At 72.9% G+C, this 12,419-nt stretch carries 11 protein-coding genes; 5 read left to right on the top strand and 6 right to left on the bottom strand.

Annotated features, from left to right (window positions below; all coding sequences use genetic code 11):
• Positions 1-885, bottom strand: an 885-nt coding sequence (locus GUY60_RS24645) for a LacI family DNA-binding transcriptional regulator (protein WP_223178730.1), incomplete at its 3' end; no start/stop codon positions are given.
• A 112-nt stretch (positions 886-997) separates the two neighbouring features.
• Here GUY60_RS24645 and GUY60_RS24640 point away from each other — a divergent pair.
• The 3 genes from GUY60_RS24640 to GUY60_RS24630 all read left to right on the top strand — a co-directional run bounded on the left by GUY60_RS24640 (position 998) and on the right by GUY60_RS24630 (position 5,063).
• Positions 998-2,326: an NCS2 family permease gene (locus tag GUY60_RS24640; RefSeq protein WP_161701464.1), complete on the top strand. Its 1,329-nt coding sequence runs from the start codon at positions 998-1,000 to the stop codon at positions 2,324-2,326.
• 11 nt (positions 2,327-2,337) lie between these two features.
• Positions 2,338-4,044, top strand: coding sequence for an adenine deaminase C-terminal domain-containing protein (locus GUY60_RS24635; RefSeq protein WP_312866411.1), 1,707 nt, complete (start codon positions 2,338-2,340; stop codon positions 4,042-4,044).
• Positions 4,045-4,187: 143 nt separating this feature from the next.
• Positions 4,188-5,063: a universal stress protein gene (locus tag GUY60_RS24630; RefSeq protein ID WP_161701462.1), complete on the top strand. Its 876-nt coding sequence runs from the start codon at positions 4,188-4,190 to the stop codon at positions 5,061-5,063.
• Between the two features lie 29 nt (positions 5,064-5,092).
• Here GUY60_RS24630 and GUY60_RS24625 read toward each other — a convergent pair whose 3' ends face one another.
• The 4 genes from GUY60_RS24625 to GUY60_RS24610 all read right to left on the bottom strand — a co-directional run bounded on the left by GUY60_RS24625 (position 5,093) and on the right by GUY60_RS24610 (position 9,365).
• Entirely contained in the window at positions 5,093-6,073 is a 981-nt protein-coding gene (locus tag GUY60_RS24625) for an Acg family FMN-binding oxidoreductase (RefSeq protein ID WP_161701460.1), read from the bottom strand.
• Positions 6,074-6,114: 41 nt separating this feature from the next.
• Positions 6,115-6,579, bottom strand: a complete 465-nt coding sequence (locus GUY60_RS24620) for a Crp/Fnr family transcriptional regulator (protein WP_161701458.1) — start codon at positions 6,577-6,579, stop codon at positions 6,115-6,117.
• A gap of 266 nt (positions 6,580-6,845) precedes the next feature.
• Positions 6,846-8,573, bottom strand: coding sequence for a sensor histidine kinase (locus GUY60_RS24615; RefSeq protein ID WP_161701456.1), 1,728 nt, complete (start codon positions 8,571-8,573; stop codon positions 6,846-6,848).
• Positions 8,574-8,645: 72 nt separating this feature from the next.
• The gene (locus tag GUY60_RS24610) at positions 8,646-9,365 is read right to left on the bottom strand and encodes a response regulator (RefSeq protein ID WP_161701454.1); all 720 of its coding nucleotides are present in this window, start codon (positions 9,363-9,365) and stop codon (positions 8,646-8,648) included.
• A 233-nt stretch (positions 9,366-9,598) separates the two neighbouring features.
• Here GUY60_RS24610 and GUY60_RS24605 point away from each other — a divergent pair, with 233 nt between their 5' ends.
• Together GUY60_RS24605 and GUY60_RS24600 are read left to right on the top strand one after the other, a co-directional pair.
• Positions 9,599-10,081, top strand: a complete 483-nt coding sequence (locus GUY60_RS24605) for a pyridoxamine 5'-phosphate oxidase family protein (RefSeq protein WP_161701452.1) — start codon at positions 9,599-9,601, stop codon at positions 10,079-10,081.
• A gap of 176 nt (positions 10,082-10,257) precedes the next feature.
• On the top strand, positions 10,258-11,163 hold the full coding sequence (locus GUY60_RS24600; protein WP_312866410.1) for an MBL fold metallo-hydrolase: 906 nt from the start codon (positions 10,258-10,260) through the stop codon (positions 11,161-11,163).
• Between the two features lie 28 nt (positions 11,164-11,191).
• On the opposite strand, the gene GUY60_RS24595 is transcribed toward GUY60_RS24600, so the two are convergent.
• Positions 11,192-12,223: a Gfo/Idh/MocA family protein gene (locus tag GUY60_RS24595; RefSeq protein WP_161701450.1), complete on the bottom strand. Its 1,032-nt coding sequence runs from the start codon at positions 12,221-12,223 to the stop codon at positions 11,192-11,194.
• Between the last annotated feature and the right edge of the window lie 196 nt (positions 12,224-12,419).

Raw genomic sequence — 12,419 nt, 5'->3', positions numbered from 1 at the left:
TTCCAGGAGGCGTTCGACGGCGCGGCGGCCCGCTTCGGCGGCCGGTACGTGCAGGGCCGTGACGTCGGGCATCGCGAGGCCGGCCGCGGACAGGTCGTCGGCGCAGGCCAGGCTCAGGTCGTCGGGGGCGCGCAGGCCGAGCATGGTGATGCGGTGCAGCAGGCCGATCAGCAGAGTGCTGCTGTACGCGATGACGGCGGTGCACTCGGCGTCGAGGACCCCGGCGACGGCGCGCACCCCGGCCTCGAACTCGGGCGGGTACGGGCCGAGGGCGACCACCTCGCACTCCGGCACCGCCGCCCGCAGGCCGCTCAGCCGGCGCGGGTCGAGCCAAGAGCCCTCGGGCCCGCCGAGGTAGGCGATCCGGCGGTGGCCGAGCGCGGCGAGGTGGGCGCCGAGCGCGCCCATCCCGCTGGGCGTGTCGACGACCACCGAACTGACGCCCCGCACCCGGCGGTTGACGGTGACCAGCGGCAACCGCCGTGCCGCAGCGGAGAGTTGAGTACCGACAGAGGTCGGGGCCGCGGCGGCGAAGCCGTCGACCCGCTCCGCGAGGCGGGTGAACAGGGCCTGTTCACGCTCGGGCGAGCCGTCGGTGACCACCACGATCAGCTCGCAGCCCGCCTCCTCGGCGGCGTCCTGGGCGCCCGCGATGACCGGGGCGTAGAACGGGTTGGCCAGTGAGGGGACGCTGAAGGCGAGCAGCCCGGTCCGGCCGGTGACCAGGGCGCGGGCGGCGGAATTGTGGCGGTAGCCGAGGCGCTCGGCGGCTTCGAGGACCCGGGTACGGGTGGCCTCGGACACCATGTCCGGGCGGCTGAGCGCACGCGAGACCGTGGAGGCGGAGACACCGGCCTCCCTGGCCACGTCCTCGAGCTTCTTCACCTCGGCGCCCCTCCCAATGGCTTTACGCATGTCCGGACTGCGCTTACTCTACCCTGCAAACGCATGCTGCAAGCGATTGCAGTCATGGCGACTGCGATCATGAGGAGCCGCGATGGAAACCGAAACCACGCCAAGAAGCGCGTCAAGAGTCGACCGCCTCTTCCGGTTGTCAGAACGCGGCACGTCCGTACGGACCGAGCTGCTCGCGGGCGTCAGCATGTTCCTCGCCTCCGCGTACGTGGTCGTCGTGGTGCCCGGCATGCTCGCCGACGCGGGTGTGCCGCACGCGGCGGCGACCACCGGCGTGATCGTCACGGTGGTCCTGGCGACGCTGTTCATGGGCCTCTACGCCAACCTGCCGTTCGTCCTCGCCCCAGGACTCGGCGGCGTGGCCCTGGTGGCGGTCACCCTGATCCAGCACGACAAGGTGCCCTACCCGGTCGCCATGGGCATGGTGTTCTGGTCCGGTGTCGCGTTCCTGCTGCTGACCCTCTTCGGCGTGCGCCAGCTCGTCACCCGCGTCATCCCCGACTGCGTACGCCTGTCGATCGGCTCGGCCATCGGCCTCTACATCGCGATGCTCGGGTTCCGTTCGGCCGGGCTCATCGAGTTCGGCCCGAAGGGCATGAAGGTCGGTGAACTCACCTCCGCCGCAGGCCTGTTGACGCTCGGCGGCCTGGTCCTGGTCGTGGCCCTGGCCTCGCGGAAGGTTCCCGGCACGCTGCTGATCACCATGGCGGTCCTCACCGTCCTCGCGGTGCCGTTCGGGGTGGCCGAGCTGCCCGAGACCTTGGTCGAACTGCCGGGCGGGCTCGGCCCGGTGGCGTTCAACATCGACCTGTGGGGCGCGCTGCAGCCCGAGTACCTGCCGTACCTCTTCGCCCTGTTCGCCGCGGAGTTCTTCTCCGCCACGGGTGTCGTGATGGCCGTGGGCGAGCGGATCGGGCTCGCCGACGAACACGGCCAGATCCCGAACGTGAACAAGCCGTTCCTGGTCGACTCGGTCAGCGTCATCGGCGGCTCCGCGATCGGCGGGCCCAGCGTGACCACGTACCTGGAGTCCGCCGCCGGTTCCGACAGCGGCGGCCGTACCGGGCTCACCTCCGTGGTGACGGGCGGCCTCTTCTCGCTGCTGCTGCTGTTCACTCCGGTCGCGACGATGATCCCGGCGGCCGCCACGGCTCCGGTGCTGATCTTCATCGGCCTGTCCATGCTGGCCGGGCTCCGCAAGGTCGACATGTCCGACCCCACCGACGGCATCCCGGCGGCCCTCGTCGTCGCCTGCACCCTCTTCTGGGGCAACTTCGGCACAGGCATCGCCGCGGGCCTGACCGCGTACGTGCTCGTCAAGGCCGTGTCCGGGCGCTTCAAGGAGATCCACCCCGGTATGTGGGTGCTGCTGCCGTTCCTCCTCTACTTCTTCTACAACTCCGTCCACTGATCGGGAAACGCGTGAACCACGTGCACGACATCCGTATCTCCGGGGGCGAGGTCGTCTCCGTCTTCACCGGCGAGACCTTCGCCGCCGATGTGCTGCTCACCGGCTCGGTCATCAGCGGTGTGGTCCCGCCCGGCACCGGGGGCGAGGCCGCCGAACAGATCGACGCCACCGGGCAGTTGATCGTCCCCGGCTTCCTCGACGCCCATATGCACGTCGAGAGCTCCTTCCTCACCCCCGCCGCGTTCGCGTGGCTCACGCTGCCGCGCGGCACCACCACCGTGCTCGCCGACCCGCACGAGATCGTCAACGTCGCCGGGCGCACCGCCATGCGGTGGATGATCGACGCCGGCCGCAGCACCCCGCAGACCCAGCTCTGGGGCGTGCCGTCCTGCGTACCGGCGCTTGCCGGCTTCGAGTACTCGGGCGCCCATCTCGACGCCGACGACGTGGACGAACTGCTCCGCTGGGACGGCGTACGGGCACTCGCCGAGGTGATGGACTACCGCGCCGTCGTCTCCGGTGACCCGCGGATGCACTCCATCATCGAGGTGGCCCGCGAGCAGGGCGCGATCCTCGACGGGCACTGCCCCGGCCTGACCGGCGAGGAGCTCAGCCGGTACATGGCCACCGGCATCGACTCCGACCACACCAAGAACACGCCCGCCGTGGTCGTCGAGAAGGCCCGCCTCGGCATGACCGTCATGCTGCAGGAGAAGTGCCTGGAGCCCGAGGTCGTCCAGGCGCTGCTCGACCTGCCGCAACTGCCGCCGCTCTGCCTGGTCACCGACGACCTGGCGGCCGACCACATCGTCGCCGCCGGGCATCTCGACCACATCGCGCGCACCGCCGTCGCGGCCGGGCTGCCCGCGCTCGACGCGCTCCGCGCGCTGACGTGGACGCCCGCGCAGCGCCTGCGGCTTCCCGACCGGGGTGTGGTCGCGCCGGGCAAGCGCGCCGATCTCGTGCTCCTGGACGGCCCGTTGGCGGACTTCGCCGTCGGCTCGGTCATCGCGGGCGGCCGCCTCGTCGCCTCCGGGGGCCGTGCCACGTACGCCGAACCGCACCCGGGCGACCACCCGTTCGCGGGCTCGGTGCATGTCGCCGGGCTCCCCGAGGACGAGTACCGGTGGCGGGTGGACCTGCCCGACGGGCGGCACCGTTTCCGTGCCCTGAAGGTCAACCCGGTCGACACCTACACCGAGCCGACCGAGGTCGAACTCGACGTCGCCGACGGCATCGTGGCGTGGGAGGGCCGTACGGCGCTGTGCTGGGTACGCAACCGGCACGGCCGGGACCACACGTCCTGCGTGCCCGTGACAGGGATGGACCTCTCCGACGGCGCCGTGACCACCACGTACGCCCATGACAGCCACAACCTGGTGACGCTCGGCACCACCGTCCGCTCCATGCGGGCCGCGGCCGAGGCGGTCCTCGCCGACGACGGCGGTGTGGCCGTGGCCCGCGAGGGCGCCGTCACCGCGCGGCTGCCCCTCGGCGTCGGCGGCGTCATGTCGACGGCCGCGGCCCACGACGTGGCGGAGGCCTCGCGGTGGGTACGGGACGAACTGGGCGCCTGGGGCTGGCGGCACCGCAACCCGTTCATGAGCGTCTCGACGCTGACCCTGGCCGTCTCGCCCACGATGAAGATCACCGACCTCGGTCTGGTGGACGTCATCGCCCGCGACTGGACCGCGCAGGTCCTGGACTGCTGCCACTGAGGTGACCCACCGCCGGGAGGGCCGACCGTCCCGGGCTCCGGGCCGGGTCGGCCCTCGCGCCGGTGCGCGGGCGGGCGCACGCTTGAGACGGCGGGTCCGCTCCGGGCCGCGCCCCGCAGCGCACCCGAGAGGCGGTGCTGATCGTGGCCCTACCCCTGATCGTCGGTGTGGACGGTTCGCAGTCCGGGCTCCAGGCCGTCGACTGGGCGGTGGACGAGGCGGCCCGGCACGGCCTGCCGCTGCGCCTCGTCAACGCGTCCCTGTGGGAGCGGTACGAGGGCGCGGCGCTCGCGGAACGTCTGGGCCGCACCTCCCCCGAGAGCGCCGCCGAGCAGATCGTCGGCACGGCGACGGAGCGGGCCCTGCGGCAGGATCCCGACGTGGCCGTCTCCAGCGCCATACTGCACGAGGAGGCGACGGACGCCCTGCTGCGGGCGGCCGAGCACGCGACCGCCCTGGTCACCGGCCAGCACGGCCGCGGCCCGGTGACCGAACTCCTCCTCGGCTCCGTCAGCCTCGCCCTCACGGCGCGGGCCCCGTGCCCGGTGATCGTCGTACGGGGCACCGAGGAGAGCCGCGAGGGCACCCACGGACGGGTCCTGCTCGGCGTGGGCTCCGCCGCGACGGGGGCCTCGGCACTCCGGTTCGCGCTGCGTGCGGCGGAGGCACGGGGCTGCACCCTGGAGGCGGTACGCGCGTGGCAGGCCCCGGCGCACGAGACGGTCGACCACCCTCTGCTCATCGGCGAGCCCGAGCACCACTTCGAGCAGGAGGCGACGCTGCTCCTCGACGAGGTACTGGGCACGGCGGCCGAGGACCATCCACGGATACGGGTGGACCACTTCGCCATCGAAGGGCCCGCGCACAAGGTCCTGCTGCACCGGTCGGCCGACGCGGACCTCCTGGTCATCGGCGCCCGCCACCGCCACAGCCACTTCGGCCTCCAACTCGGGGGCGTGGCCCATGCGTTGCTGCATCACGCGGCTTGTCCGGTGGCGGTTGTTCCACTGGACGCCTGACCGGGTCCGGACGCCTGACCGGGTCGGTGTCAGTCGATCTCCAGCACCTGTCCCACCGGGTTACGCGGCGTCGCCGTGCCCGAAGGGCCGTAGCCCAGGCGCAGCACCATGTGCACGAAGCCCATCGACGAGCTCGGGTCGCGCGCGAGTTCACGCAGGTCGCGCCATTCCAGGGCGTGGGCCGTGAGGGAGGTCGCGAGGCCGTCGAGGGTGGCGAGCAGCAGGACCCGTTCCAGTGCCTGTCCGGCGCGGAGCCAGTCGTCGCGGCGGTCCTCGGCGGTGCCGAGCACGGCGAGGTGGGGGGCGTTCTCGAAGGCGACGGCGGGGCGGCCCGGGTCCGTGCCACGTCCGGCGAAGTCACGTACGGGCGCGCGGCCGGTCCGTACGCGCGGGCCGAAGGCGTACTCCGGAACGCCGTCCGTGGCCTCGGCCGCACCGGTGCGGGTCCAGCGGCGTACGTCCTCGGTACGGTCCGGCTCCGCCCGGTCGCGGCCCTCCGCATCCTTCACCTGGTCGAGGAGCGCCTCCCGGTGCCACTCGTCCACGAAGATCAACTGCGCGCCCTCGCTCCGGGCTGCGGCGCACAACTCACCCTCGACCGCCGCCGGAACGGGCTTGTCCGTGAACGGCCGGCGGCTCGTGTGCCTGCGCCCGATCGCGTCGGACAGGCCGGCCAGGGCAGGGTCGTGCGGCTCCCCCGGCGCGAGGCGCACCCGGGCGAGCAACTGCGCGTCGGCGGCGTCCGGGAACAGCCGCACCGCAGCGCCCCAGCCCTTCTCGGCGACGGCCACCCGCAGGTTGAACAGGGCCGCGCCACAACCGATGTGCAGCGCGCGCTGGTCGGGGTCGGTGTGCGGCATCGCCCGGTCGAGGTCGGCGCGGAGATCGAGCTCGCGCCCGGCGGAGTGGAAGCGGAAGCGCCACGGCTGGGCGTTGTGCATCGACGGCGCGGCGGTGGCGGCACGCACCAGGTCGGTCACGGTCTCCCGGTCGATCGGCTGCGCTGCCATGGCGGGCTCCTTCCGTTCGGCTGTCGGCCTGCCGGTGCCGTTCAGCCGGGTACCCCGCTGTCGTACGGGGAGTACACCTCCAGGAGGCGGACACGGGTGGCCTGCAGGCGGTGCGCGATCACCTGGCCGACCCAGCCGGCGACCGACTCGCCCATCGCCGGGTTGTCCCGGCACATCTCCCGTACCTTGTCCGCGTCGAACTCCCACGCCCGCACCGGGCCCACCGCCTCGGCGCCCAACTGCCATACGTGCGGCCGGAACAGCCAGGACCAGCCGACGAGTTCGTCGAAGCCGAGCGTCTCGATCACCACGGGCTGTCGTCCGGGTACGCGCATGTCGAGGGCGACGGCGCCGGACCGGACGACCCAGAAGTGATCGGCCCTGCCGCCTTCGTTGAAGAGGCGGGTGTGCGGGGGGATGTCCACTTCCCTGGCGAGGCTCATGAGGGCGCCCCGGTGGTCGGCCGGGAGGGCGTGTGACATGCGCGGCGTCGTGGTGGTGATCATGGCTGCGTCTCCTTGCGTCGCGGCCGTACACGTGGTCCCCCGCCCCCGGCCGGGGGCGATCCGGCCGTAGCCGTCGGCTGCCTCAAGGCTGGTCCACGGACCGCGCGACCGGCAGGGGCCGAGTGGCCCTGCCGGGGTTCCGGTGGGCTCTTTCTGCGGCGGTACGCCGTGCGGGTACGGGTACGGGTGCGGGTACGGGTACGGGTACGGGTACGGGCATCGGTACGCGTACGGGCGCGGGCACCCGTACGCGACGGGCGCACGCCCTACTCCCCCACCGGCACCCGCCACACCACCGTCGTGCCGCCCTCGGCCGGACGGGACAGTTCCAGTGCGCCGCCCAACTGCTCGGCGCGTTCCGCCATGTTGAGCAGTCCGCTGCGTCGGCCGCCGCCGCCCGCGGGGATGCCCACCCCGTCGTCGGTGACCGTGAGCCGCAGTTGCTGCCCGTCGGTCTCGAGCGCCACGTCGGCCCGGTCCGCGCGGGCGTGCCGGGCGATGTTGGTGAGGGCCTCGGACAGGACCGCCATCGCGTCGTCGGCGGTCTCCCCCGGCACCACGGTGTCGAGCAGGCCCTCCATCCGCACGCTGGGGACGAACCCGAGCATCGGCGCCGCCTCCCCGACCGCCGCCACCACGCGGGCCCGCAGACCGGGGCTTGCCGAGCCCTCACGTGCGCGCAGTCCGAAGATCGTCGACCTGATGATCTTGATGGTCTCGTCCAGGTCCTCCACCGCCCGCTGCACCCGCGCCGAGGCCTCGGCATGGTCGATGAGGCGGCCGGCGCTCTGCAGGGTCATGCCGGTGGCGAACAGCCGTTGGATGGCCAGGTCGTGCAGGTCGCGGGCGATGCGGTCGCGGTCCTGAAGGAGGGTGATCCGCTCGACGTCACGGCGCCGCTCGGCCAGCTCCATCGCGACCTCCGCCTGCGCGGCGAAGCCCTGCAGCGGTTCGATCACCTGGTCCGCGAAGCCCGCCTGTCCCTCGGCGCGCACGAGCAGGACGACGCCCTTCACGTCCGTGCCGACGCCGATCGGTACGGCCACGGCGGGTCCGAGTCCCGCGAACCGTGCCGGAACGGCCGTGATCCGCTCGTCCCGTGCGGCGTCCGCGCTGGTGACGGGTGCGGCGGTGGTGAAGGCCTGCCCGATCAGGCTGCCGTCGAGGGGCAGGACGAGGCCCCGGTGCTGTTCCGCGGACTGCCCGATGGCGAGTTCCACGGTGAGCGCCGGGGTTTCCTTCATGGGTACGGCGACCACGGCCAGGGCCGATGAGGTGATCTCCCGCGCCCGCTTCGCGATCAGCGCCAGGATCTCCGTACGGTCACTGCCCGACATCAGCCCATAGGTGACCTCGGCACTGGCCCGCAGCCAGCGCTCGCGCAGCCGGGACTCCTCGTACAGGCGGGCGTTGTCGATCGCGACCCCGGCCGCGACGGCCAGCGTGGCGAGCACCGCCTCGTCCTCGTCGTCGAACTCCGCGCCGCCCCGCTTCTCGGTCAGGTAGAGGTTGCCGAAGACCTGGCCGCGCACTCGGATCGGGACGCCGAGGAACGTGTTCATGGGCGGATGGCCGGGCGGGAAGCCGTACGAGGCGGGGTGCTCCGAGATCTTCGTGAGGCGGAGCGACTCGGGGTGCCGGATGAGTTCCCCGAGGATGCCGTGCCCCTCGGGGTAGTGGCCGATCGCGGCGATCTCCTCGGTCGAGATGCCCACGGTGAGGAAGTCCGAGAGCCGGGTGCCGTCGGGCCCGATCAGCCCGATGGCGCCGTACTCCGCGTCCACCAGCGACGTCGCGGCCTGCACGATGCCGCGCAGGGCCTGTTCCAGGTCGAGTTCCCGGCCCACGGAGAGCACGGCAGCGAGGAGTTGGTGCACGCGGTCGCGGGTACCGCGGGCCGCTTCCAGGCGGGCCTGGACCGCCTCCAGGAGGTCGTCGAGGCGTAGCTGCGGCAGCCGGGCCCGGAGGGCCTCGTCCTCGTCGCGGCTTCCCATCCGTACACCCTCCAGACCCTGTGGTCAGTGGCGGTCGTGCTGGTCCCAGACCCTGTGGTCAGTGGTGGTCGATCAGCGGTGGTCGTAGTGGTCGTGCTGGTCGTAGTGGTCGTGCTTGAGGCGGTCCTGCGCGTGGGTCGCGATCACGGCTGCCTGGATGCGGCGCTCCACGCCGAGCTTGGCGAGCAGCCGCGAGATGTGGTTCTTGACCGTCTTCTCGGCGAGATAGAGCCGCTCGCCGATCTGCCGGTTGGTGAGCCCCTCCCCGATCAGCACCAGGATCTCCCGCTCACGCTCGGTCACTCCGGGCAGCGCGTCCGGCTCCTCGGTGTGCTGCCGTTCGCCACGGAGCCGTGCCATCACCTTGGTGGCGGCGCTGGGGTCGAGGAGGGACTGGCCGCGCGCGACGGTCCGCACGGCCGAGACCAGGTCGGAGCCCTGGATCTGTTTCAGCACATAGCCGGAGGCGCCCGCCATGATCGAGTCGAGCAGCGCCTCCTCGTCGTCGAACGACGTGAGCATCAGACAGGCGAGGTCCGGCATCCGCGCCCGCAGCTCACGGCAGACCGTCACGCCGTCGCCGTCCGGCAGCCGCACGTCGAGCACGGCCACGTCCGGGCGCAGGGCGGGCACCCGCGCGAGGGCCTGCTCGGCGGTGGCGGCCTCGCCGACCACGGTGATGTCGGCCTCGTCGTCAAGCAGGTCCCGCACCCCGCGCCGTACCACCTCGTGGTCGTCGAGCAGGAACACCCGCACGGGACCGCCAGGTGCGGCCTGCGCCCTGTCCACCATCGGATGCTCCTCGTCCGTACGCCCGCGCCGATCGGAGTCCCGGCGCCTCGACCGCCGCGCCCGTGTCCTTCCAGGGTCTCTCACATCGGGCGGGACGGCGGGCCGCCGGGCGTGGGCTGAGCGGCTCGTGACCGGGACCGTCCGGCCCTAGCCCGGGACGGCCGTCCGGAGTTCCATCGGTTGCATCGGTTGCACCGGTCCATCGGATCCATCGGTTCCAAGGGAGGACCACGATGAGTGACGAGTCTCCCCGCCGGACCGACCTCATCACCGGCACGCCTCCGTCGGCGGAGTCCGGCCCGCGCCGGATGGTCCCGCTCGACCGGGCCGAGGCGCTGCGCCTGCTGTCCGGTGTCTCCGTGGGCCGGATCGCCTTCACCGAGCACGCGCTGCCGGCCATCCGCCCGGTCAACCACATCCTCGACCACGGCGACATCGTGATCCGGACGCACGAGGGCGCGGCCCTCACCGCGCAGGCGCACCGGGCGGACACGGGCACGGGCGTCGTCGTCGCCTACGAGGCCGACGCCATCGACCCGCGCACCCACCTGGGGTGGAGCGTGGTGGTCACCGGTTACGCCCAGGTGGTCACCGACCCGGCCGACCTCTCCCGCTACCGGTCGCTGCTGCACCCCTGGGTGTTCGGCTCCACGGACTTCGCGATCCGCATCCGCCCGGACCTCGTCCACGGAGCGCTGCTCGGCCCGGTGGACTAGGGCCTGTCGTTCGGATCTTGCCGGGGTCTCGGGGCGGGTGAGCGGCGGGCGACTCCGGCGGAATCCGTGACGCGCCCCGGTGTCCGGCACAGACTGGGGGTGATCACGGCCGGTCGGCGCGCCCCGCACGCCAACTGCCGCCCACCGCCGCCCGGTTCACGGACGTAAGGAGCGCAGTGAAGTCCCTCCCCACCCTGGGATACACGGAAGTGCCGTACGGCGAGGTCACCGTCCTCGCCGGTGCCGAGCGCGGCGCGTACCCGTACGGCAACTCCCTGCTCGTACGCGGCAGCGACGGCACTCTGGTCATCGACCCGTCACTGTCCCTCGTGGCCGGGGCACCGCCCGCCGACCTGGTTCTGGTGAGCCACGCCCATGAGGACCACGTCGCGGGGCTCGGCCAGTACGACGACGTGCCCGTCCACACGCACGAGCAGGACCTCGCCGCGCTCAGGTCCCGCGAGGTCATGGCCGCGGCGTACGGCCTGGGGGGCGAGGCCGCCGCGTCGCTCGACCGGATGCTGCGGGAGGACTTCCACGTACGTGGCCGCCCCGACGCGGCGGGCTTCGCGGACGGCGCCGTCTTCGACCTCGGCGGCCGCACCGTGACGGTCGTCCACCTTCCCGGGCACACCGCGGGCCACTGCGGGTTCCTGATCGAACCGGACGGCTTCCTGTTCGTGGCGGACATCGACCTGACGTCGTTCGGCCCGTTCTACGGCGACGTCGGCAGCGACCTCACGGACTTCGAGGCCTCGGTGCGGCGCTGCCGGGACATCGACGCCCGCTGGTACGGCACGGCGCACCAGAAGGGCGTGATCGAGGGCCGGGCGGAGTTCCGCCGCCGCCTCGACGCCTACGCGGCGGTGGTCCAGAAGCGCGACGCGACCCTCCTCGCCCTGCTCGCCGAGCCCCGCACCCTCACGGAGATCGCCGCGCACCGGCTCGTGTACCGGCGGCACGTCGAAGGCGCCCATGTGGACCCGGTCGAACGACGCACCGCGGCCCAGCACTTGGACCGGTTGACGGAGTCGGGACTCGTCGTGGAGGTCGAGCCGGGCCGGTACCGGGCAGCCACATGACGGCGACGCGGCTGCCGTGACGCCCAGCTCAGCGCAGCCGTACGACCTCGCCGCTCTCGGCGCTGCGGCGTGCCGCGTCCAGGACCGTCGCGGTGGCCACCGCGTCCCAGGGGTCGACGGGCACGGGCCCGGTGCCGCGGACGGCGGCGGCGAAGGCCGGGTAGAAGCGGTCCCACGCGCCGCGGGCGGAGGCGACCGGCTCGCGGTGGTCCGCGCGCCGCAGCTGCCCCCACTGGTCCTCGGGCTCGACGCCCCACCGGTCCCCTTCGGTCGCCGGGGAGGCGCCCGCCACCAGCAGGTTCTCCTGGGTGTCCGGGCCGTCGACGATGTACGTGCCCGCGGTGCCGGTCGCCCGGAAGCGCGGGCCTGGGGCGCCCTGGCGCCAACTGCCCCACAGTTGCGAGCGCGCGCCGTCGCGGTGGGTGAGGGCCACGAACACGTCGTCGTCGAGGCCGCCCGTACCGTCGACGTGATGGATCTCGGCGTACACCCGCTCCACCGGGCCTGACAGGACGAGGGCCTGGTCGACCAGGTGGCTGCCGAAGTCGAGCAGGGTGCCGCCACCCGCGGCGGGCGGGCCCGGTACGGGCGCGAAGCGTTCGAAGCGGGACTCGAACCTCGTCAGCGTGCCGAGCGCGCCCTCCTCGACGAGGCGCCTCAGGGTGCGGAAGTCGGCGTCCCAGCGCCGGTTCTGATACACCGTCAGTGGCACGGCGAGCCGCTCGGCCAGCTCCACGGTCTCCCGCGCCGACTCGGCGTCAAGCGCGAACGGCTTGTCGCACACCACCGCGAGGCCCAGCTCCAACGCCTGCCGCACCAGCGGGACATGGGTGTCCGCCGGGGTGGAGATCGCGACCGCCTCGGCGCCGTCCTTCGCCAGTTCGACGAGTGAGGCGTACGTCGGCCGGCCGTGCTCCGCCGCGACCTGCGCGCGGCGCTCGGGCGAGGTGGTGACGACTCCGAGGAACGCGCATTCCTTCGCGGCGGCGAGCAAGGGGGCGTGGAAGTACCTGCCGCCGAAGCCGTATCCGGCGAGACCGATGCGTACGGGCGTGGTCATGACTGATCCCCTTCCAGGGCCCTGTCGTCCGAGGGCCGGTGCCGGTCCGGTGGCGCTCCGGTGCTGCCCGGTTCCGCTCCGGTGCTGCTCCGGGGCGGCTCCGTTCGCTGCTCCGTTCGCTGCTCCGGGGACAGGTTTCCGGCCCGCGTCGCCGGAGTCCAGGGTGCGGTCCGGATCGGAGCGCGGGGGCGGGGCC

The sequence above is a fragment of the Streptomyces boluensis genome, from assembly GCF_009908195.1.
Lineage (GTDB): Bacteria > Actinomycetota > Actinomycetes > Streptomycetales > Streptomycetaceae > Streptomyces > Streptomyces boluensis.
The sequence above is the reverse complement of the archived record's forward strand: the minus strand, read 5'-3'. Positions and strand labels throughout refer to the sequence as shown.